The 23,566-nt window shown below is 37.1% G+C and carries 19 protein-coding genes; 4 read left to right on the forward strand and 15 right to left on the reverse strand.

What is annotated here, in order from left to right; translation table 11 throughout:
* Positions 1–25: 25 nt before the first annotated feature.
* The 3 genes from IGL49_RS09520 to spxA form a co-directional block, all read right to left on the reverse strand.
* Positions 26–1,204: a competence protein CoiA gene (locus tag IGL49_RS09520; protein ID WP_104854895.1), complete on the reverse strand. Its 1,179-nt coding sequence runs from the start codon at positions 1,202–1,204 to the stop codon at positions 26–28.
* A gap of 88 nt (positions 1,205–1,292) precedes the next feature.
* Entirely contained in the window at positions 1,293–1,955 is a 663-nt protein-coding gene (locus tag IGL49_RS09525; RefSeq protein ID WP_104854896.1) for an adaptor protein MecA, read from the reverse strand.
* Positions 1,956–2,297: 342 nt separating this feature from the next.
* On the reverse strand, positions 2,298–2,696 hold the full coding sequence (spxA, locus tag IGL49_RS09530; protein ID WP_002356477.1) for a transcriptional regulator SpxA: 399 nt from the start codon (positions 2,694–2,696) through the stop codon (positions 2,298–2,300).
* 359 nt (positions 2,697–3,055) lie between these two features.
* Here spxA and trpS point away from each other — a divergent pair, with 359 nt between their 5' ends.
* Positions 3,056–4,066: a tryptophan--tRNA ligase gene (trpS, locus tag IGL49_RS09535; RefSeq protein ID WP_104854897.1), complete on the forward strand. Its 1,011-nt coding sequence runs from the start codon at positions 3,056–3,058 to the stop codon at positions 4,064–4,066.
* A gap of 44 nt (positions 4,067–4,110) precedes the next feature.
* Here trpS and IGL49_RS09540 read toward each other — a convergent pair whose 3' ends face one another.
* Positions 4,111–5,826, reverse strand: coding sequence for an ABC transporter ATP-binding protein (locus tag IGL49_RS09540; RefSeq protein WP_104855329.1), 1,716 nt, complete (start codon positions 5,824–5,826; stop codon positions 4,111–4,113).
* Between the two features lie 326 nt (positions 5,827–6,152).
* Here IGL49_RS09540 and IGL49_RS09545 point away from each other — a divergent pair, with 326 nt between their 5' ends.
* Complete coding sequence (locus IGL49_RS09545; RefSeq protein ID WP_104855330.1) at positions 6,153–6,866, forward strand: HAD family hydrolase; 714 nt, start codon at positions 6,153–6,155, stop codon at positions 6,864–6,866.
* Positions 6,867–6,903: 37 nt separating this feature from the next.
* Here IGL49_RS09545 and elrE read toward each other — a convergent pair whose 3' ends face one another.
* From elrE to IGL49_RS09595, 10 genes are all read right to left on the reverse strand, one after another.
* A complete protein-coding gene (gene elrE, locus IGL49_RS09550) occupies positions 6,904–7,929 on the reverse strand; it encodes a transmembrane protein ElrE (RefSeq protein WP_104855331.1) in 1,026 nt (341 codons plus the stop codon).
* A gap of 74 nt (positions 7,930–8,003) precedes the next feature.
* Positions 8,004–8,780, reverse strand: a complete 777-nt coding sequence (gene elrD, locus IGL49_RS09555; RefSeq protein ID WP_104855332.1) for a WxL domain-containing protein ElrD — start codon at positions 8,778–8,780, stop codon at positions 8,004–8,006.
* Between the two features lie 39 nt (positions 8,781–8,819).
* Entirely contained in the window at positions 8,820–9,602 is a 783-nt protein-coding gene (gene elrC / locus IGL49_RS09560; protein ID WP_104855333.1) for a WxL domain-containing protein ElrC, read from the reverse strand.
* Between the two features lies 1 nt (position 9,603).
* Positions 9,604–9,963 carry an LPXTG anchor domain-containing protein ElrB gene (gene elrB / locus IGL49_RS09565; RefSeq protein WP_104855334.1) on the reverse strand — a complete coding sequence of 120 codons (360 nt, stop codon included), beginning with the start codon at positions 9,961–9,963 and terminating at the stop codon, positions 9,604–9,606.
* A gap of 12 nt (positions 9,964–9,975) precedes the next feature.
* Entirely contained in the window at positions 9,976–12,147 is a 2,172-nt protein-coding gene (gene elrA, locus IGL49_RS09570) for an enterococcal leucine-rich protein ElrA (protein ID WP_104855335.1), read from the reverse strand.
* A 189-nt stretch (positions 12,148–12,336) separates the two neighbouring features.
* Entirely contained in the window at positions 12,337–13,242 is a 906-nt protein-coding gene (elrR, locus tag IGL49_RS09575; protein WP_164982979.1) for an Rgg family transcriptional regulator ElrR, read from the reverse strand.
* 66 nt (positions 13,243–13,308) lie between these two features.
* Positions 13,309–16,506: a DEAD/DEAH box helicase gene (locus tag IGL49_RS09580; protein ID WP_104855361.1), complete on the reverse strand. Its 3,198-nt coding sequence runs from the start codon at positions 16,504–16,506 to the stop codon at positions 13,309–13,311.
* 19 nt (positions 16,507–16,525) lie between these two features.
* Entirely contained in the window at positions 16,526–19,663 is a 3,138-nt protein-coding gene (locus tag IGL49_RS09585; protein ID WP_104855362.1) for an SbcC/MukB-like Walker B domain-containing protein, read from the reverse strand.
* A gap of 4 nt (positions 19,664–19,667) precedes the next feature.
* Positions 19,668–20,936, reverse strand: a complete 1,269-nt coding sequence (locus IGL49_RS09590; protein ID WP_174108321.1) for an exonuclease SbcCD subunit D — start codon at positions 20,934–20,936, stop codon at positions 19,668–19,670.
* A gap of 51 nt (positions 20,937–20,987) precedes the next feature.
* Positions 20,988–21,614: a lysophospholipid acyltransferase family protein gene (locus IGL49_RS09595; RefSeq protein WP_002356461.1), complete on the reverse strand. Its 627-nt coding sequence runs from the start codon at positions 21,612–21,614 to the stop codon at positions 20,988–20,990.
* 188 nt (positions 21,615–21,802) lie between these two features.
* Here IGL49_RS09595 and IGL49_RS09600 point away from each other — a divergent pair, with 188 nt between their 5' ends.
* Complete coding sequence (locus IGL49_RS09600; RefSeq protein WP_002394906.1) at positions 21,803–22,537, forward strand: tRNA1(Val) (adenine(37)-N6)-methyltransferase; 735 nt, start codon at positions 21,803–21,805, stop codon at positions 22,535–22,537.
* On the forward strand, positions 22,527–22,793 hold the full coding sequence (locus tag IGL49_RS09605) for a GIY-YIG nuclease family protein (RefSeq protein WP_104855364.1): 267 nt from the start codon (positions 22,527–22,529) through the stop codon (positions 22,791–22,793). Before IGL49_RS09600 ends, IGL49_RS09605 begins: the two co-directional genes overlap by 11 nt.
* 67 nt (positions 22,794–22,860) lie before the next feature.
* Here IGL49_RS09605 and IGL49_RS09610 read toward each other — a convergent pair whose 3' ends face one another.
* The gene (locus tag IGL49_RS09610) at positions 22,861–23,556 is read right to left on the reverse strand and encodes a 5'-methylthioadenosine/adenosylhomocysteine nucleosidase (RefSeq protein WP_002356454.1); all 696 of its coding nucleotides are present in this window, start codon (positions 23,554–23,556) and stop codon (positions 22,861–22,863) included.
* Between the last annotated feature and the right edge of the window lie 10 nt (positions 23,557–23,566).

The following is a 23,566-nucleotide window of genomic DNA, read 5'->3' on the forward strand; positions in this document are numbered from 1 at the left end:
GTTTTACTCATTATACTATCATAATTTAACACGTGTGACTAAAAAAATGTTGTTTTTTCACTTTTTTTAGCCAATGAATGAGCTTTTCAGGATCTTCTCTTAGGAAAATACTAGTTATTAGGTACTTATTGTTTACTTTAATTAACACATGACATTCTTGTAACCATCTCAATAAGTTATTTCCCACGATTTTAAAAAGCTTTTCTAAGCCAATATTCGGCAGTGGTTGCCAAACAAAGTTCCCTTCTTCCCAAAAAATAGCTTCCAAGATACGCCACAGTTCCTGTTTTGTCACTAAATGTCCTTCTTCGATTTTTAGTGCTTCCCAAACAAGCATTTTTAAATGAATATCTTCTTCAGAAGAAGGTAATAGCTTTAATCCAGGGTAGTAAAACCAAGGAGGTAACTGGAGAAGGTGACAACCTTTCGTATATAAAAAGCTTTGTGTTCTAAGCAACTGAGCATTTCTGTAACCAAGTTGTTGAGTTAATTTTTGATAATAATCATGTATCAATTGCCCAGTGTGACGTCTATTTGGCAGTAAATTTAAATTAGCGATTGGCAGTTGGAAGATTTCTAGTAATTTTTTTTCGTAAAAATCCCATGATTGTTTTCTTCTATAAAATTGTTGACATTGACTCTCTTCAATATGACAAAGTAATTCTATTCGTTCTTGCTTCTTATCGGCCGTCCATAAATAAAATCCCAAGGACTCCGAAAAATAAAGGAATTGTTTCGTTAATTGCGTGAGTTTGTCTTTAGGCACTAAACGTTCACCTAAAATCCAAACAACTTGATAGCCATGAGCTTGATAAGTCTCCGTCCGTTCCACCAAACGTTTAATTGGCAATGGGCTACATTGAATTTCAATGGCTATCTTGCCAATGAGTAAATCTGGGCGTTGCTTCAAGGTGGGTAAATATGCTTCAACTTGAAAGGACAGCTTTTCGCGTAAACACTTTTCCGCAAAAAGCTGCTTCAAGCGGAGGTGTTCTTCTGTTTCAGCTTCTGCTTCGTACCAACAACTATTTCTTTTCCGATGAGCAAAATGGGGTATTTTAATGGGGCCTGCCTTCAAAATTACCGATTGATAACACATTGGGCACACAAAAGCTTGTTCACTTCGTATCTGTGTTAATTCATCAATCGAGCAATCGATTAAAGAAAATAATTCTTGGTTGTCTGCCGTTAAAGCTGTTAACATGATTTTCACCTCTCATAAATAAACTACGCAAAGTTTATTTATTTTCATCGAAAAAAAAGCAAAAACCCGAAAGTTTTTGCTTTTTTACTTAATCATTAAAGTAATAACGTGTTAATTCCAGCGCACTGCGTTCCATAATACAAGTGCCATATTCGATTAAAGTATCCTGAGTGACAGTTGTTTTATGAGCAAACTCTAAAATCTGCGCGATCTCATTGTCAACATTTGTTTTCTCTAATTCATCGGTTAAGAACAAAACTTGTAAGTAATAACGATCATTGTACGTGTATAAGTTAGTCAAAACAGATTGCATGAAGACTTCTTTGGATAATTGGATCATCGCTTCAAAATTATCTAATTCAAAGATTACATTTCTGTTGGTTTCATCTGTGGCTTCCATCTCGTCAAGTTCATCGGCGGCTGCTTTGTCTGCTTCAATTTGTTTGCGAATCAATTCGCTAACATCTGCATTGACTTCGCTTAGGCCTTCTAAGGAAGACAATTCGTCCATAGCGACATTTTTACTAATAAACAGTTCTAAGCCATCATTTTTAGGCAAGACTTGGAAAGTGACTGCTTCACTACCTTGGAATTCATCTTCGACATCCACTTCTTCTAAAATACTATAAAAGAAATTTTCAACATCTTTGTGGTTTCCTAGTAAGTCAAGAAAAGTAATCCCTCTATCCGCCAGGTCTTCGTTGCCAATTAACACACGAATCGTATTTTCATTAATATGTTCCATTTCCATAGCGCTACACCTCTCTTTGCTTCAATCAGGAAACTTCTTACGTTCATTGTAGCGAAAACTACACAAAAGTAAAGTGGAAAGTCTGTAAATCCTCGAAAACTAGCGAGCGTTTTATAAACTTTGAACTTTTTTAACGATTGGTTTTTCGCTCCTTCTACCTCTTCATCTTAACGCAGTCTCTCCAAAAAAGATACTATTTTTCCTTGACCACGTTCTGCCAAATCAAATGAATACAAATTCTAAATATGTATTAAAAAGCCAGAGATAAAAATCCCTGGCCCTAAATTCATATGAATCGTTCTTTATTACAATTAACAAATAAAGAACAAAATTTTATATTTTTTATAAACCTGCCATTAATTGTGCTTGGCGCAATTCCAGTTGTCGAACATCTCTTGGTAAGAATCGACGAATTTCATCTTCGTTAAAACCGACTTGTAATCTTTTCTCGTCAATCATAATTGGCCGACGCAACAATCCAGGGTTTTCTTGAACCAACTCTAATAGGTCTTGAAGTGGAAGCTCGTCCAAATCCATATTTAATTTTTGGAAGACTTTAGAGCGAGTAGAGATAATCTCTTCTGTTCCATCTTCTGTCATGATTAAAATTGCTTTTAATTCCTCAATGTTTAAAGGTTCAGAAAAAATATTTCTTTCTTTAAAAGGAATTTCGTGCTCTTGCAACCAGGCTCTAGCCTTACGACATGACGTGCAACTCGGGGAAGTATAAAGTGTCAACATTGTGCATCACTCCTTTTCGCGAATCATCGCGTTTCTGAAACAGGGAACTTTACTGTTCCTCTATTTAAAACCAGTATACCTAATTTCTAATAAAAATACTAGGGGTTTTTAAACATTTTTTATTAACTTTGTTTATTTTTCCTTCATTACATCCGTGTAAAATTAGGGTTAATTTTTAATAAATTTTATGGATATTCGTTATGATTCTGTAAAAAAGTAATACAGTTTTCTATTTTTATGGATGCTGTTATAATTTACTTATCTTGGTGACTTTTCAAGAAGTTCCCATGTATTTTTTGCTAATAAAATGTATAATAGAACTATTCACTATCTTAAGTCTAAAGTCAGGTGGTTATTTAATGAAAACAATTTTTTCTGGTATTCAGCCCAGTGGTACTCCGACAATCGGAAATTACATTGGTGCGATGAAACAATTTATCGAATTACAAAATGAATACAATTGTTATTTTTGTATTGTGGATGAGCATGCCATTACTGTTCCCCAAGAACCGCAAAAGCTACGCCAACAAATTCGTAGCTTAGCAGCTCTTTACCTAGCAGTTGGTTTAGACCCACAAAAAGCAACAATTTTCATACAGTCTGAAGTGAGTGCGCATGCAGAAGCTGGTTGGATCATTCAGTGCAATACTTCTATTGGTGAGTTAGAGCGAATGACACAATTTAAAGATAAATCGCAAAAAAATGGTCGTGCTGGCGTAAGTGCTGGTCTTTTAACATACCCTCCATTAATGGTTGGTGATATCGTGTTGTACAACGCTGACTTAGTGCCAGTCGGAGATGATCAAAAACAACATTTAGAACTAACACGTGATTTTGTGGAACGCTTCAACAAACGTTACGCTCAAAAAAATCAAGAAATTTTAACGATGCCTGAAGTAAAAATTGCTGAGCAAGGTAGTCGAATTATGAGCTTACAGGAACCAACGAAAAAGATGAGTAAATCCGATACAAATGTGAAGGGCTTTATTTCAATGCTTGATGAGCCAGCAGTGATTCGTAAAAAAATCCGCTCTGCTGTAACTGATTCAACTGGTGTAATTGAATATAATAAAGAAGAAAAGCCTGGCATTACTAACTTACTAAATATTTATTCTGCTGCAACAGGTCAAACTGTTGAGGAACTTGTTCAAGCTTACGAAGGCAAAGGCTATGGAGACTTCAAAGCAGATTTAGCAGAAGCAGTGGTTGCCTTATTAGAACCTATTCAAGTGCGCTACCAAGAGCTTCTAGCTTCAGAAGAATTAGATATGATTTTAGATGAGGGCGCAGAAAACGCTCGCCGTGTAGCCAACAAAACACTTCAACGAATGAAAAATGCTGTTGGTTTGGGAAGAAAAGTTCGGCGCTAACTAAACATAATAAAAACCCGCGAAGTTTTATTCGCGGGTTTTTATTATGTTCTAAATTGAGCATCGTACAGCCGACGATAGTGGCCTCTTTGCGCGTACAAAGTTTCATGTGTTCCATCTTCTAAAATTCCTTGGTCACTCACTACGATTATTCGATCAGCATGTTTAATCGTTGCCAGTCTGTGGGCAATAATTAATGTTGTTCGCCCGTCAGCTAACGAGTTTAATGACTCTTGAATCACTTGCTCTGTTTCTGTATCTAATGCAGAAGTCGCTTCATCTAGAATTAAAATCGGCGGGTTCTTCAAGAACATTCGCGCAATTGCCACTCGCTGCTTTTGACCGCCCGATAATTTCACGCCACGTTCGCCAATAATTGTGTCCAAGCCATCTGGCATTAGCTGAATTACCTGTTCTAAATGTGCTAATTTCACCGCTTGTTGAATGTCCATTTCTGTAGCGTTTAAATTCCCATAAGCAATATTTTCTCGTAATGTTCCAGGAAATAAAAACACATCTTGTTGAACAATTCCAATCTGCTTACGTAATGAAGCCAAGGTCATTTGTTGGATATTTCTACCATCAATTGTAATTTCACCACTACTGACTTCATAAAAACGAGGCAACAGATTACACAAGGTCGTTTTTCCTGAACCACTTTGGCCAACGAAAGCAACGGTTTCGCCAGGTTGAATTTTTAGATTGATATGGTCTAAAACTTTTGTGCCATCTTCATAAGCAAATGAAACATCTTTATAGGCAATCGTTCCTTCTAAATGCGAAACAGCTACAGCTCCTGGCAAATCTTTGATGGACGGTTGTTTGTCCATTTCTTCCGTAAAACGTTTAAAGCCAGCGAATCCTTTGGGATAGCTTTCAATCATATTGTTGACTTTTTCAATCGGCCGAATAAAAATATTGGCTAATAAAATAAATCCTACAAACTGTCCTTCTGTAATTTCTCCTTTAATTGTATAATACGCGCCAAAAATTAATGAAAATAAATTTATCAGACGAATTAATAAGTAATTATAGGCGGAACTGACACCCATGACCTTATAAAAATATAATTTCGATTTTCGATACATTTGATTTAAATAATTAAACTGTTTTCGTTCAAATGGTTCATTTGCAAAAGATTGCGTGACACGAATCCCACTTACTGACGCTTCAATCCCAGCATTAAATTCTCCTAAATTATCGTAAATATCCGTATTCGCTTTTGTCATTTTTTTATTAAAATAGCCTAGCGCAATCGTGATAAATGGCAATAAAATAAACGTAGCGATGGCTAATTTCACGTGAATGGTTAACATTAATAAAAAAGAACCTGCTAACGTCATAATCGTAATAAAAACGTCTTCTGGTCCATGATGTGCCACTTCCGAAATTTCAAAAAGATCAGTGGTCAGACGACTCATTAATTTCCCTGTTTTTTGATTATCATAATACTCAAACGGTTGTGTTTGAAGATGTTGATATAATTCTTCACGCATATCTGTTTCAATATTCACGCCTAACATATGACCAAAATAAACCACAATAAATTGTAAAAACGTATTGATTATATAAAATGCAAATAAGCCCGCACTAGCTAATGCAATGAGGCGAAAGTCTCCTTTTGGCATAATCTTATCAATTACTTGGTTGACTGCTACTGGAAAAGCCAACTCTAACAGCCCTGCAAAAACAGCACACCCAAAATCCAAAATAAACAATCGACGATAAGGCCTATAATACCCAAAAAAACGCTTTAACATAACTCCTTAACTCTCCCCCTTCATTCTCATTCATTATACGGAAAAAGACTGTCTCATGCAAAATTCTAACTTCTATCAGAACGCGTGTTATTTAAGTAACTTTGACTCAAAATCATTTTCACAAACTTTTCATTATCAGAATATTTTTTCATTTATCGTTTCCATTTTTTGGTAAAAATAACTATAATTGTCTTTTCCCTCAAGGCTTTGATTTCTGTGTAAAACCTTGAAATACAGTGAAAAATACTCTATTTATTTGTGAAAATATCGGCTACAATATAACATATGAAAAGTTTTGTAAAAAAGTTAAGAGGTGCACTTGTTAAATGAGAACCATTGTTTTTGATGTTGATGACACGCTGTACGATCAGCAACAACCCTTTCGAAATGCGATGACTAAAATTTTCCCGCACGTTGCGACAGAGGACATGCATGAATTGTATCTTCGTTTTAGACACCACAGCGATGAAACGTTTCCGAAAGTTTTAGCCAATGAATGGTCCCTAGATTTCATGCGGTTTTTCCGAATGAATGAAACATTAAAGGATCTAAACTATCCAGGAATTTCACAAGAAGAAGGAAAAATTTTCCAACAAGTTTATGAAGAAGAATTGGATAATATTACGATGCATCCAGAAGTTACTAAGCTTCTTGATACTTTACAAGAGAAAGAAATTCCGATGGGGATTATTACAAATGGTCCAACAGACCATCAATTTAAAAAAGTAAAACAATTGAATCTTGAAAAATGGGTTCCAAGCCAAAATATCATTATTTCTCAAAGTACGGGTTTTCAAAAACCTGAAAAGGAAATTTTTGATTTAGCCTGTAATCAATTTTGTATGGAACCTGAACATACTTTATATGTTGGTGATAGTTATGACAATGATATTGTCGGCGCGCGGAATGGTGGCTGGCATTCCCTTTGGTTTAACCACCGCTCTCGTGAACTACCAAGTTGCCAACCTGCATCACACCTTGCAGAAGTCACTTGTTTCACCGAACTTTGTCCGACTGTTGAGAAATTATTTAATCTTTAAAAAACAGCCGTTCTTCAATTTGAAGAGCGGCTTTTTTTTATTTATTTTTTTGTTTTTTCAGACGTAAAATGATGAACAGGCAGATTATCAGTAAAAGGATCAATAAACCGATTAAGAGATAAATAAGTTTAGATTCCGTTTTTTTGACAGTTACATCTTTCTCATTAAATGTTTTTGCTTCCTCTTTTGAGATTGTAAATTCTTTCGTAAATTGCCATTTTTTTCCTGAGCCTTCCACAGTCATTGCCAATACATACGTCCCAGCTTCCATTTCATTTTCTTCATAAGGAATAGGGAAATTAAAAATTGAATTGGGCGCCATTTGCATATCTTCTTGTTCTTTCTCTAAAATAACGTTATTTGTTTTCTTATTTTTAACATTTGCCGTTACTTTCATTGATTGAAGATAGGCTGCTTCATGGTTTAGCAGTGTTGCAGAAATAACACTACGCGCATTTCTTTGCGTCGGTTCAACTTTCTCTAAAGACAATTCAGGTTGAACAACTGTTTCATTTTCTCGAAGTAAAACAGCTACTGTATAGGCATAGCGATTTTCAATTGCTAAGCCGTTTGTATTTTCTTTTTGCTTATCTTTCGTTTCATCGACTTTTTCACTAAACGTGATCCCGCCCGCTAGTTGCCCTGAAAACTCTTCTTTAGGCATCTTCACTCGCAATTCAACTACTTTTTCACTTTTAGCAGGCAATTCAACACTCTCACCGCCGTCTTTCAGTTGAATGATTTCTGATAAATCTGCTGGCGCAGATTTATCTAATACTGTCAACGACTCACCATATTCAATCACTCCGTTGCTGTTTGTTGTGGCCGACTTCGCACTAACATCAATCACTAAATTTTCATCTGTACTATTGGCCGCTCGAACTTTCAAAATTTGTTCTTGGTCTGGTTTCATCATTAAATCAAAATATGTTTTTGTTTTATCTATTTGGTTTTCTGGAATTTCTGTTTCAACACTAAATCGTAATTCTGCTGCTGAGGTTTCAATCCCAAAAGCAAAGAAATAAAAACTTAGAATCATCAGAATAAAATATCTATTTTTCATTTCGCTCTACACTCCATTTCTATGTAAAGGAGAAAGGCTGAGTTTCCCTCTTCCTTGCTCCCAAAAGGTTCTTTTTATACTGGCGTATTAGCTAATGTCCAAGTAATTGTTGTTTTGTAGGCATCGTTTAATTTAACTGATTTACCTGGCACTTTTAATTGAACATCTTTCATTACTTGACGGCCGTCAACTTCAGCAATTGAACTAGCATTGCCGTATAAGTATGACCATTTCCCAGCACCTTGATCTGTTGCGGCTGCCATCACGTTATGACTTTCACCCACTGTACCAAAAGTTACGCTCGCTAAACTTGTTGGTGCAGCGCTTTGTCCTGCTGTCACAGCTGAAGCATTCTGAAAGACAATTTCAGTTCCTTCAAGCGTCTGACCTTTGATAGCAGAAGTAAATGCAGAATTTTGTTTTGCAGATAAAGTCCAGCCTTCTAAAGTTCCACGATTATCTGTAATTTGAGCAAATAATGGGCCTGTTTTTTCAACATTATTTTTATCTTTTAAAACTTGTGCTGATGCAAAATAGGTTTCATCTTTTGTGCTGATGATATTTTCACCAAAGTTTAAACTTGAAGCATAGTCCAAGGTTAAGGGACCTGTAGAACCTTCATCAACTGGCTTGTCAGGCTTTACTGGGTCGATAGGTGTCACAGGATCTTTGCCGTCTTTGTCTTCTGGATCCACTACAGGATTTTTGCTGTTGGGATCTTTTTCATCTGGTGCTTTAAATTTTACAATAGCATCTGTGTCGCGATTAGCCACTTCCTCTGCTTGAACTGGTAGTGTTCCTACCGCGATGGTTGCTAAAATTAAGCTGCTTGCGATGGTCATTTTTTTCATGTTAGTGCTCCTTCTCTTCTATTGTTATAGTTTCAATAATTATACGCTTGGTAAATCAGCGATTGTCCATGTTAAAACAGTTTTGTATTGAACAGCATCTTTTGGTGTTGCTCCTGGTACAGTTAATGTGATCGCTGTATTTTTATCTACGTTTTCACCGTCAACTTCCACTTTTTCAATCCCACCGAACGCACTAAGCCAAGTTCCAGAACCTTGACCTTCAGCGGCAGACATCACATTTGATGAATCGCCAGCTACTAAAGTTACTTCATGCGCAGTTGGTGTGACTGCTTTGGAATTTGACACTGCTTTGTTTTGACTTAATTTAATTTCTGAACCGTCTAAAACTTTATTTAATGTTTCTTTTGTCGCTGTTAATTGTGTTTCTTGTTTAACTGTTAAGGCCCAACCGGCATTCGTTCCGCGTTTGTCGGAAATTTGTACATAATTTGGTTTAGGATTAGTCAAATCAGGACCAGAACCGTCTGCCAAGAAAAAGTATTGTGGATTTGCATAATATTTTTCATCTTTATTTGAAATTTTATTTTTGCCAAAGTCTAAACTAGAAGCATAATCGATACTTAGTGGACCAGTTGTTCCTTCATTTGGCTTATTACCAGTGTCTGGTGTCGTTGGGTCAAAGGGTTCAACAGGTTTTTCGGTATCTGGATTCACTGGATCGACTGGTTTGTTGCTAGAGGCATCCGGTGTAAATTCAACGATAGCATTTGATTCATAGTTTTTTTCTTCTGCATTCACTTCTGGTGCAATAGCCACGCCTAAAGTGATAGCTGGGATTGTTGCTAAGATAATTTTTTTCATTTTATTGTTCCTTCTTTCTTTTTTTTAAAATAAAACTAGCCAAAAAGATGACTATTATTCCGAGATAATTAAACATTTGTTGCTGTTTAGTACCAGTTCGAGGTAAGAAGCCTGAGCCTTTTTGATCAACTGTTTTACTTGTTGAATGCTTCAATGATTCTCCACTCACTGCTGGTATTGCTTCCGACTGCTTGGGGAAACGCTGTGGTATCTTACCATCTGGTTTTTCTTTGTTGGCTGGTGGTTCATACTCGCCATAAAAAGAAACTTCTGCATTTGTCGGATAGGCATTTGTTTCAGCAAATATATCAACCGATGAAATCAATCCTAATAACAATACACCGCTAATTATTTTTTTGATAAGACTCCCTCCCTATTTTGCACTACCATCAGGTACGTCCATCAAGTACCAAGTTAGTTTTGCTTCATATTCTTCTGCTTTGGCCGTCCCTCCAGGAACAGATAATAACAACTCTTGGTCATTTTCTTTCCATTGATCAGAAATATTTGTTTCTTGGTGTCCATTGACTTGGTTGTGAACAAGAATCGATTGGCCTTCTGGAATATCCTGTAAGCGATGGTTGGTTCTAAATTTTAAAATATTCGGCAACCTAGCACCTGATTCAGATTTGAAATCAGAAGTAACGTTTAGCGCAAGCGACCAATTATTCCCCGTTTGACGAGTATCTCGTATCACTAATGGTTGATCCATGGAAACAATTGGATATTGGGTCGTGCTACTAGCGATTTGCAGCTCACTCCCAAAGGAAATCGCTGTTGGTACCGTTTTGAACCTGACAGAGCCAACCATAGTGACTGTTAGCGCTAATTCATCAATCTTGTAGCCTTTATCATAGACTTCCACGACCAACTGATGTTTCCCATAAGTTAGTTCTGGTAATAACAAGGCTTTTTCCTTAAATGTTTTAGAATTAGTGGTTGTTTCATCTGCTAATTTCTGGATTTCTTGGCCCTCTTTTTTGACAATAAATTGTAATCTATTCCCAGCATCAACATCTTGCCAATAAAAAGGCAGGGCTGTTTTTTGAAAGTCATCAATATCGATTGTTTTTTCCAACGACTTTTCTATACGCTCTTTTGACCAAGATAGTTTCGTTTCACTTAAGAAAACTTCTTTGACAGGTTGGACGACTGTTCCAGAAAAGTTCCCCAAGTATGCTTTATCTGTTGATTCCCAGATATAAGAAACGCCTTCATGAGCTTTGGGTAAATTCCATTCAAACAGTCCTTTTGTAGCATCGTAACTTCCATAAGGGCTAATCGTCAGCGGTGGAAATAGTTGACCATCACGAGATATCACCTTATTTTTTAATTGCAGTGGTTTCCCAGCAATATAATCGACAGAAGATAAGATAATCATTTGATTAGATACATCTAGCCCTGTAATGGCCGTTAAGCCTTTTAACGGACTGATATCTGAAATTTGATTTTCTCCCACATCTAAAACTGTTAGATTGAGTGTTTTCTCTAACGGTGTCAGGGAAGAAATTTGATTGTTTCTTGCATACAGTACACGCAGACTAGGAACAGTGCTTAAAGCTTCCAGACTAGCAATCGTTTGATTCATAATACTCAACTCTTCTAGACGTGGTTTATTCGCCAAGGGCGCAATTGTTTTTAATTGATTATTTTCCACATAAAGACGGAGTAGGTTATTTGCTTCCGTAAGCCCATCTAAAGTAGCAATCTGATTATTGGCAGCCCAAATAGTTTCTAAATTACGAAGAGAACGAAGCGGGTCGAATGAAGTCACTCGATTATTCGGCGTGATTTTTGACGGATGATCTGTCGTATTTTGGATACTTAAATTTTTTAAAGCAGGCATTCCTTCAAGCCCATTTAATGTCGTTAATTGATTGTTCTCAACATACAAGCCTTCTAAACTAATTAATCCTGCTTGACCTAACGGACTAAGATCAGCTATTTTATTGTTTCTCATATATAAAAAACGTAATAGCTTAAATTCACCTTTAGCAAAAGGACTCAAATCTGTTACATTGAGTGAATCTTGAAAAGATAATTCTTCTAAGTTTCTTAGGTATTGAACTCCTTCTACATTAGAAACAACGACATTTTCTAAAATAACTTTATTCAGTTTATCCAATTCTGCTTGGGTGACAGTATTAGAGGTCCGAGATTTGCTTAACTGTTTTCTGATATTTTCCGCAAAAGCTGGATCAGGAAATAGTGTACTGATAGGCGTCGCTTTATCTAAGACAGCACCTGCGTATAATTGGGGCATCATCAGTTGTGCTTCCGTTATCGCTAGTGCTTCATTTGGCGGCTCTTCACTTGTTTCAACAGTCGTTAACTCTTCTGATTGGGGAATCTCCGAACTACTGGTTGCTGAATTTTGCTCTTCTGCTGATGAAATTTCTGGAATCTTTTCTTCTGAAACAGATGAAACATTTTCTTCACTGGAGGATGCGATTGTTTCGGTCGTTTCGGCGAAAGTTGTTACAGGCAGTAGCAAACTATTAGCCAAAAGTAAAGCACTAACTGTGGAGATGCACATTTTTTTCATAAACTTCACCTCCTAATATTTTCTTAATTATAGTGAATATCAACTGCAAATGGGTTCAATTACGACAAACTGTCCAAATAAATTTGTATAGACAAGACAAAGAGCGCCAAATAGGGTTTTCTATCCCTATTTGGCGCTCTTTGTCGCTAAACACAACCAGAATGTATTATGGCAAATTCTCAATTATGCCTACTTTTCTTTTATTTCTTTTAAACTATCCTCTATTTTTTCCAACTGCCCAGCAAAAAATTCTTGTTTGGCTTTTGGTAAGAACAATGTGATAGATAAGAGGATTTGTTCTTTAAAAATTGCCCAATCTGCGAATATTTCTTCATTGGTTAAAATCATTTCTATTTTTTCTGCTATTTTTTTCCAGAGGATCATTCGCCAGTTATTTTCACCCACTTCATATTCTTTAATCATGCCTAATACATGAAGAATATGGGGAACATTTTGGCTGACAATCGCCGCAAATAAAAAATCAATAATTACTTGCTCGATGATTTCTAGCGAGCGAATATCAATAATTTCCCGCTCATTGACAGATTGTAGCACACGAAAAAGTAACGAAGTTGGAAACGGCTGCAAGCCAACGTTTTTTTGTAATGCTAAAAACTTCAAATTAAAAATAGTATACACATCGGCATTAATTAATCGTTCCAGAATCTGATTTTCTAATGCAATAATTTCCTCTTTTGTCACAACCGTTTGAGGGTTAAAAAGATATTCCAACGCCAACATCGAATACATTACTTCTTGTTTTCCTAAAGCAAAAGACGATTTCTCATAGTACGCCCGATAATCTGCAACGATTCGACTACTTTCTTGAAAATTTTTACTAAAGATTGCTTGATTAAACTGTTCCTTAGCTAAAACTGTTTTGGACATTGGCGTTAATTTTTCTGTCATTTCCATCGGCGAAATAGACAAGATTTCGACAATAATGGCTAAATCTGAAATGCGCAACTCACTATTTCCTTGAACAAAGCGTTGATAACTTCGACTAGAAACACCATTTTCATCAAAGACACGCAGAGGAATATTTTTCCCTTTACGAAGCCGTTCAATTTCTTCACCTAGCGGCCGATATTCCATATATTCTTTTTGTTTCAAACGAATTACTCCATTTCTCTTTAATAAGATAGCAACTAAGTTGAACGGCTATTCCCCAATGCTTAAAATTGTGCGAATATCTTCTTCCGTCATTTTCGCTAATTGCTCTTCATTTCCTTGAATCACTTTTTGGAACAACTCGCGTTTTTCTTGCTGTAAGGAATTCATTTTTTCTTCAACCGTTCCTTCTGCAATCATCCGCCACACTTCAACAACCTTTTTTTGTCCCATGCGGTGCGCCCGGCCAGCCGCTTGTTCTTCAACTGCGGGATTCCACCATAAATCGTATAAAATAACTGTATCTGCACCAGTTAAATTTAGTCCGGTTCCCCCTGCTTTTAATGAAATTAAGAAGACATCTTTTTCTCCTTCATTGAAGGCATTCGCCATCGTTAACCGATCTTGAGGCTTCGTACTTCCTCGTAAATAGAACGTCTCTAAACCTAATTCATTCAATTCTTTTTCTAAGATAGAAAGCATACTTGTGAACTGAGAAAATAATAGGACACGACGATTGTTTTCTTTGGCAGCCACTAAAAAGTCTTTGACTTGTTCCACTTTGCCAGAACCTCCCGTGTAATCCTCAATAAACAAACGTGGATCGCAACAGATTTGTCGTAAACGGGTCAAGCCTGCTAAAATACTCATACGATTTTTCTTGAAGGTCGCCTGATCCATTTGACTGACATCTGCTTGCATTTGTTTTAGATAGGCCAAATAAACCGTTTTTTGTTCTTCTGTTAAGACACTGTACATATTATTTTCAATTTTTTCTGGTAAGTCTGCGAGCACCGTTTTCTTATCTCGTCGTAAAATGAATGGTTGAATCATTTTGGCAATTTCTTCCGGCTTAATTTCTCGAAAGGCTTTTTTGCCTGGGAACAATCCCGGTAAGATCATTTGAAAAATTGACCACAGTTCATCTAAATTATTTTCAATTGGTGTGCCACTTAATGCAAAACGTTGCGGTACTTTTAAACTTTTTAAGGCTTGTGCCGTTTTAGTCCCACTATTTTTAACCATTTGAGCCTCATCTAGAATCAAATAGCCGACACGCATTTCCTGATAAAGCTGAACATCTTGTCGCATACTTGCATAAGAAGTAATCAGAATATCTTCGGTGCTATTTTGTAAAAGCGCTGCTCGTTCTTGGCGATTGCCAGAAACCACTTGAACATTTAAGGTTGGCGCAAAACGTTTGACTTCGGCTAACCAGTTATAGGTTAAACTTGCAGGAGCGACAATCAAAGCTGTCCCTTTCAAGCGCTCTTCTTCTTTTTCCGAAAGTAAATAGGTAATGGTTTGCAGTGTCTTCCCTAAACCCATTTCATCAGCTAAAATACCGCCAAATTGATAATGGCTAAGCATTTTCAGCCATTTATACCCTGTTTCTTGGTAATGGCGTAACGTTGCTTGTAAGGTATTCGGGACTTGCGCTTCAAAGTTTTCTGGATGCGTTAAATCCGTAACCATTTTTTTAAAGGAATCTGAAAAATGTGCCCGCTCGTTGTCTTCTAGTAAGCTTTCGATCATGAGGCCTTGGTTTTTGGGCACATGAATGACATTGTCTTCTTGATGCATATTTTTTCGCAGCTTCGTTAAAATTGCACTTGTATGGAAAAATTCCTCTGAATCAAAAGCAAGAATTTCACCACTTTTTAACGTATAAAAAGCATCATTACGTAGCAAACTGGTCAGTACTGCATCGATTTCGGTTTCATCAATGCCAGTGACATCAAACCGAATATCTAACCAAGAATCCCCTTCTGCAACTTCAATCGTTGGTTGATGATGTTGGGCATCTAAATACAATTCCCGTAATTTCCGTCCCATCCGAACTTCTCCCAATTGACGGAAAGCTGGAACTTCGGCTTTAAAGAAATAATACAAGGACTCCCCAGCAGGTAAGACTTTTTCAAAGCCTGTGGTTGTTTGCTGATAGGCAAACTGTTGAAATTGCTGCTTAATTGCTGTTTCTTTTGCTTTATCTCGAACGATTTCTTGATTGACTTCAGGTAATTGAGCATATTTTGGGTTTGTCGAGAAAATGACTTCTCCATAGTGATAGTCAATCCGGGCGTTAATCCGACCTTTAATTTTCTTAAAAATAAAGACTGCTTTTAAAGGATGATGGACGACTAATTCTTCAACTGATTCTTCAACAGACACTCGACCAATTTTTTCCAATAATGGTAACACTTCACTAAATAAATCAGAAACTGTTTCTTTTTCATAAATAATTGACGGCTCTTCCAAGCGTTTCATCAATTGAAGTAACGTGGTGTAGATGGCTTCCTGCTCTTCTGTTAGTAAATAAACCGTTTGATCCGCAATCGCCCAGTGATAGTGGGCTAGAAACGTTGTAATAGGATTCTGAATAGTTAATTTGAAGCTTTGTTCCTCGTTTTTTTGGACTGTAAACGTAAGTGGCAAACTAGTTTCTTTGAACGTTAGATAGCGATACTTATGAGTTTGATTGGTCAATAAAAAATGACCCGTTCGATTCATTTTTTCGACTAACGATTGACTGCGATCAATCGGCAATAATAAATAACGTTTGTCGATTTTCCCTTTAACTTGAATACCGTTTGCACCTAATAATTGGCTGGTATGATAAATTGCCGCAAGTTCTGTTAAAATTTCTTGAATTTCCATTGAAAAAGAATCATGCAGTAAGGTAAATTGGTGTTGTTTATTCACCATAAAGGTCATTTCTTTTTCATATGCTTGTAAAAAATCACCAATATTTTTCACAATATATGTTTTAGGTTTGGTGCCTTCCAAACCAATTTTTAAAGAAAGGCCAATCGTTGACAATTCTGGATAGTAATTATTCGTTTCGATTACATCTAAATGAAATTCTAAACGTAAAGGTTGCAAGGGAACTTCGGCAGAGCCTTTGCTTAATTTGGCAAAGCCTTTTGTAAACATTTCAGCTGTTGATCGATTTGTCTTTTCAAAACTGACTGTTTGATTTACTTGAATAATTCTTGACACACCTCGTTGTTTCAGTGCCAGTTCAACTGCCACTGTATGCTTGCAATAGCCATGTTCCATCCAATATTGACATTCACAAACATCTTGTTCTTTGGCAGTACCATCCAATTCAACAAGATAAAGTTCTTCACCTAAAACCTCAGACAACCAGATCCTTTTTTCTGGATTTTGAACGATAGATAAGACACGGCCCTCTTGCATATATTCGCGCCCTTGTTCAACGATTCGCTCTGGAATACTCCATTTCATCGACTCACCTCCTCTTCTACTAAGCTAGCTGATAGTGAACGGTACTTTGACCATTCCCATTGCTTTTTATTTGTAATTGTTGTGGAATTCGTGCTTTTAATTCGCCAATATGACTAATAATTCCAATCATGCGGCCTTCGTTTTCGATCGTTTCTAACGCCTCCATTGCCATTTCCAATGCTTCTTCATCTAAGGAACCAAAACCTTCATCAATAAACAACGCATCAATGAAGACCCCGCCTGCTTGTTCTTGAATCACTTCTGCCAAAGAGAGTGCTAAAGCTAACGCTGCTATAAAACTTTCACCGCCTGATAACGTGTGAGCGCTGCGCACCGTCCCTGAATTATCATCATAAATATTGATTTCTAACCCCGTTTGATTCCGATAACTGCCTGCTTCGTGATTCAATTCAAATTGATAACGACTATTTGTCAAACGGTCTAAACGCTGATTAGCGACTGTCAGCACTTTTTCTAAATACGTTTGTAACATATACCGTTCAAAACTAATTTTTTTAGGATTATTGCCATTAACCGTATCTGCTAACTGCTGTAGTGCAGCAACTTCCTCAAACTTGTCTTCAATTGTTGTTCTTTGTGCATTAATTTCTTGAACCAACTGTTGGTTATTCAGCATTTTTTCATGCAGTTGATAGTATTTTTTTTCTTGTTCTTCAATTTGTTGTGTTATTTGTTCAATTTCTGTGGTGATTAAAGATAATTCTGGGAACGTATCACTAGATAATTTTTTCTCAATTCCAGCTAGTTGGATAGCCAGTTGGGTTTGCTCTTGTTCAAATAAAGAAATTTGTTCTTGCTGACTTTCAAGTGTCGGTACCTCTTTCAACCACTCCGTCAATTGGTCCTCTGTCACTCCTTGTTCCGTTAAAACTGCGTTTAACTGACTCTCAAGTTGTGCGACTGTTTGTTGAAGTGTTTGTTGTTCTTTCTCCAAATGCGTCAGCGTACTTTCAAGGATCATTTCTTCTTTCTTCAAGGTTTCTCCTTGTGTCGTCACGTTTTCTTTTTGACGTTCAAATGCAGAGAGTTCTTCTTGAAGCAAAGCTTGTTGTTTGGTCATTTCTTCGTATGTGACGGTTGCATCCAATAATTGGCTAGCAATCATTTGCTGCTGGATAGTGATTCTTTCCAGACTTTGTTGCATTGTTTCTACTTGTTGTCGAAGCACTTCAAAGCGTTGGGCATTTTCAGCTAATTGTTCTTCTAGTTCCGCCAGACGGTCCTTTTCAACTGAAATTTCCGTTAGTTTTTGCGCTATTTGTTGTTTTTCTTTAGCTAATTGCGACTCAACTTCCGCAATTTCTGCAGGTGTTACTTGTGAAAATGTTAGTCCTGTTAACGGCAACTGCAAGTCAGCAAACTGCGCTGCTAATTGTTCTTGTTCCTCAGTATACGCAGCTTCCTGTTCTTTTAATTGGCTTTCTTTCTGTTGCTTTTCCGCCCCTAATGCAGAGAGCGTTTCAGTAAATCGTTGAACCGTTTTTTCAACTTCCGTTAATTCCCGTTCCGCTTGATCAATCTCTTCTAAGGAAACTTCTTGATGAGTTTGTTGCTTTGGATGTTCTAAAGAGCCACAAACTGGACAAGGTGCCCCCTCTTCAAGTAACAAGCTTAATCGTTGGATTTGTAAAGAGGCCCATTGGCTTTTCTTTGTCTGCAACTTCGCTTCTTCAGCGCTTTTTTGTTGCTGTTCAACAGCAAACCGTTGTGTCAACTTGTGCAATTCCGCTTGGTTTTGACTAATTTTTTGCCAAGCTTTTTGATTTTTTTGCCAACGTTCTACAAAATTTTGCCAATGATCTGCTACACTAGAACATTCAAAATTTGCTTTTTCAAGCGTTCCTTCTTGTTCAATAAATTGTTTGGCTGTCGCCACTTTATCCGCCAATGTTATTTTTTCCTGTTGGCAAGATTCATACTCTTTTTGAATGGCTTGATAATTGGCTTGTTCTGCTATTTGTTGTTGGGCTAACTGTTCATATTCTTGGTATTGTGGTAATTGACGTTGAATCGTTTGAAGACGTTCTTGTTTTTCAGCAATCAATGGTTGTTGTTCTTCCAACTCACTCATGATTGCTTGCCAATCCGTCAATGCTTGTTGCGTTTCCATGAGAGCTTGTTGTTTGGACTTTGTTTCTTGCTCTTTTTGTTGTTTTTCGCTTCGTTTTTCAAAGACTTTTTCAGCTAAAGATTGCTGTTTTTGGCTCCATTTTAATTGCTGAATCTGTTCCTTTAGCCGCTCAATGACGGTTTCCTGTTCAGCTTGTTTTGCTTTCTTTTCCAGTAATTCTTCTTTTTGCTGTTGCAAGTTTTGTCGTTCTTCAATAGCATAACGAACTTGCTCTTTTGCTTGTTTTGCTTGTTTTAAGGTTGCAATTTGTTCTCTTTCAACTAACAGTTGTTGTTGGGTCTCTTGTTGTTGACTTTCTAATAATTGAAGTTTTTCAAAAAGTGTCATTGTCGGTTCAGGTTCTTCTGACCAACGCAACTGTTCTGTTTTCAGTTCAATTTTTTGCTGGGTTTCTTGAATCTCTTGATTGGCAATTTTTAAGCGTTCTTTTAAATTTTCGCTGAACAACTGATACAATTCTGTTCCGAATAAATTACGCAAAACTTTTTCTTTTTCATCACTTTTAGCAATTAAAAAAGTCCGAAACTCTCCTTGAGGTAACAATACAATTTGAGCAAATTGATTGGCATTCAAATGCAATAATTCTTGAATGAGTTCGTCCACTTCGCGTCTTTTAGAATAGGCTCGTAGTTCTTTCCCTTGAGCATCTTTGACAATTAAAGATATTTTGGCACTTTGTTTACGGACTCCTGTGCCACGTTTTTTAAAAAGTTCTTGTTCGGGAAGGCGGTTCAGTTCATAGAGATACTCGTTATGTTTAAAAAGCAAAGTAACTTCAGTGGCTTCTGAGGGCTCAGCAAATGTGGAACGCATTTCTTTACCTAAACGTAATTTCCCAGAACTTTCACCAAACAAAGCATAGCTCATTCCATCAAAAATCGTCGTTTTACCAGCCCCTGTTTTTCCACTAATTAGAAAAAGTGAAGAATCTTCAAACTTCGTAAAATCAATGGTTTCATTAATATACGGACCGAAGTTTTTCAATGTTAAAGATAATGGTTTCATCCTGTTACTTCCCTCTTTCTAATTGATTAAGCGTACTCAGCTCTTCTTGGACCCATTGTGCTTGTTGTTCTGTCAGGTCCTCTCCTGTCACATCGTTAAAAAAGTCATGCAGATGTTCTTCTGGTGAACGTTGTTCTATTTGTACCACTTTTTTCTGATTTCCGCTGCTTGTTTCTCGACCATTCAAACGTTCCAGCCCAATAATTTTGGGATAAATTTTTCGCAATTGATTCATCATGTTGGGAATAATTGCTCGGTCGGTTAATTGGACATGTAAATAATTTTCCCGATTCACTTCTTGATAAAACGCGGGATCCGTTAACTGCTGAAACGAGCCCGTCAATTGTTGAATGTCTCGTAATGGTTTCAAAGCACGGAATTGAAAATGAACTTCAGCTTCTGTTTCAACAAGCCAAACACCCTTTTCTTGTGTCATTTCTGATAAAGAAAATTTTACAGGCGAGCCACTGTATCGAGCATTAGGTGCTTGCAACGCATTTTTTCCATGTAAGTGGCCCAACGCGACGTAATCAAAAGGCTCTAACAAAGCCGTCGGGACAACATCCAACCCACCCACTGTTAATTTTGTTTCAGAATCAGTTTTTTCACTACCAGCGACAAAAAAATGACTAACTAATACCTGTTTTTTGTTGGGGAGAAAAGATTCCTGCATTTTCGCGACAACTTTTTCCATCGCCGCCTGAATCGTTCGAATCGTTTCATCTTCAAAATATAAGCGAGCCGCAATCGGTTCAAAATAAGGCAACAAATAAAATTGCGTATTGTCGATTTCAATTGGTTGAAAGGCTTGTTCTAAACGCGTGTTCAAATGAAATTGCGTTTGGTTAAACCAAGGGCCTCCTGTTTCTAAACGAGTACTGCTATCATGGTTTCCCGAAATAGCTAACACGGGGAAATGCTCTTTGAGATTCATTTGAATCATCATTTCATTAAAAATCTCGACTGCTTCAACTGCTGGAACAGAGCGATCATACAAATCTCCAGCGATCACAACAGCATCCACTTGCTCTTCTTTCGCAATTGCTAAGATTTGTTTGAAGGCTTCCCTCTGTTCTGCCAACAAATCAAAACCATGTAATTTTTTGCCAATATGCCAATCTGCTGTATGTAAAAATTTCATTTTTTCACCGCCTAAAAAAGTCCTTCTTATTATTATAACAAATTTCTGGTATTTTTTAAGAAAATCGGACAGAAGAATTAGATTTTTAACAAACTTTTTTCTTAACGCAAGAAAAAAGACAGGGAGCATCATCTTTTGATGAGACTACCTGCCAGTAAAATTCCTATTCTGTAGCGGTTTGTTTTATTCTTTTTCTGTTGATTCATATTTAAAAGTTGGATCAATTTCTTTGTCTAACTGATCAAATGCTTCTTGCATTCGACGTTCCACTTCAGCTAAACCGTCTTTATCCATTTTTTTAATATCGCTAATATCGATTGGCTCTCCAAAACGAACCGTTACTTTTTTACGTTTAAACAACTCTTTTAAAGTTAACGGACCTTGATAAACAGATGGCACGATAGGTACTCGACCCATTTTAGCAATCAAGGCTACCCCACCTTTTAATTCTGAGGAATGACGCGTGCCACTGGGGAACATAATCAAACTTAAATCAGAATTTTTTAAAATTTTGACAGGTGTCTTAATTGCGCTGGGACCGGGCTTCTCACGATCCACCGGAAACGCATTCGCATGTTTTAAAATGAAACGTAAAACAGGATTCTTAAACAACTCTTTTTTGGCCATAAAACTAAACTTCTTAGGACTGCCAGCAACAGCTAAATACAGCGGTTCCCACCATGTTCGATGCGGCGCAACTAAGACATAGTTTTGGTCTTTTGGTAATTTTTCTTTATTTTCATAATGTGCATTTCCATTAATCACAAATAAAATGACGCGAACCACGCCACGCATAAATGTAAAAAACATAATTTTCTTCCTTTCTTCTCTCCGCTTTCTAGTATGCCGAAAGCTCTACCTTTTGACAAGCTTTTTTTACTTCCATCAATCAAAGAAATTACATGTCCTCACTAATCTAGGGAACAGATTTTGTCATACGAGTTTAAAAGTAGTATAATACATGAACAATCAGATGAAAAGTTGGAGGTTCTTAATCTATGTTATTATCCGGCGAACGGATTGATCAATTATATGCGGATGATATTCAAATTATTCAAAGCAAAGAAGTCTTTTCTTTTTCCATTGATGCAGTCTTATTGGCTAATTTTCCGCAACTACCAAAAAAGGGCAAGATTGTCGATTTGTGTGCTGGCAATGGTGCGGTCGGCCTCTTCGTTAGTCGGAAAACAGCTGCAACGATCGACCAAATCGAATTACAACCTCGTTTGGCAGATATGGGTCAACGAAGTATTCTATTAAATAAATTGGAAAAACAAGTAACGATGTATGAACGTGATTTAAAACAAGCGACAGAGGTCATCAAAAAAGATTCTGTCGATTTAGTACTATGTAATCCCCCATACTTTAAAGAACGACCAACTAGCCAAAAAAATCCAAACCCGCACTTAGCGATTGCCCGTCATGAAATTCACACGTCCCTTCAAGAAGTGGTCACTGTGTCAGCGGATTTATTAAAAACAAATGGTCGCCTCGCAATGGTTCATCGTCCTGATCGTTTCCTTGATATTTTACATGCCATGGAAAACGCCAATATTGCGCCGAAAAAAGCTCGGTTTGTTTATCCGAAGCCAGGCAAAGAAGCCAATGTTTTACTAATTGAAGGCATTAAGCAAGGTAAAAAAGACGGTTTTCGTGTGTTGCCACCTCTTTTTACATACAATGAGAAGAACGAATACGAAGCAGAAATGAAGGCTATGCTGTATGGAGAATAAGAAATCCCATTATTTTTATGTTTTACTTTGCCAAGATGGTTCCTTTTACGGTGGCTATACAACTGAGCCAGAACGTCGTTTAACCGAACATAATAGCGGAACTGGTGCAAAATATACACGGTTAGCCAAACGACGGCCAGTCAAAATGATTCATACAGAGAAATTTGAAACACGTAGCGCGGCCACCAAAGCCGAAGCCGCCTTTAAAAAATTAACGCGCAAACAAAAAGAACAGTATTTAAAAGCCTTTCATTAAATGACAATAAAGCAGAAAGAAACAGCCATCATTTCATTGATGAAATGATGGCTGTTTCTTTCTCTTTTTAAACTAAGTTCTCGACAAAATGAATAACCATTTCGGCTGATTTTTTCCCAGCTTCATCGATGAATTCGTCAAAGCTTTGAGTTGCTTCGCCATCTGCTGTATCACTCATTGCTCGTACAACTAAGAACGGAATATTAAACTGTGAAGCCGCTTGGCCAATTGCTGCGCCTTCCATTTCACAAGCTAAGGCTTCAGGAAACTCTTTCTTAATTTTGGCGATTTTCTCAGCGCTATCCACAAAAGTATCTCCAGTAACAATCAATCCTTTCCGAATAGCTAGCCCAGTTTTTTCAGCAGCTTTCGCAATTTCCATCCGCAAGTATTCACTTGTTTCAAAATACAAAGGCACACCACCAGGCAATTGTCCATAGGCATAACCAAACCCAGTGACATCAACATCAAAGTAAGCTAATTTGTCTGCAATGACTAAATCGCCGACTTTTAGTCCTTCACCGATACCACCAGCAGAACCTGTATTAATCACCATATTTACGCCATATTGATGAATCAATAAAGTCGTGGTCACAGCTGAGGCCACTTTACCAATTCCTGAACGAACCACAATCACCTCATGTCTTCCTAACGAACCAGAAACAAATAAAGCTCCTGCTCGTTCCCATGACATCGTGTCTGTCAATTTTTCTTTTAGAATTTTGACCTCTTGATCCATTGCTCCAATAATTCCAATTTTCATAGTGATTCCT

The sequence above is a fragment of the Enterococcus sp. DIV1337a genome, assembly GCF_051712285.1.
In the GTDB taxonomy this organism is placed as follows: Bacteria; Bacillota; Bacilli; order Lactobacillales; family Enterococcaceae; genus Enterococcus; species Enterococcus faecalis.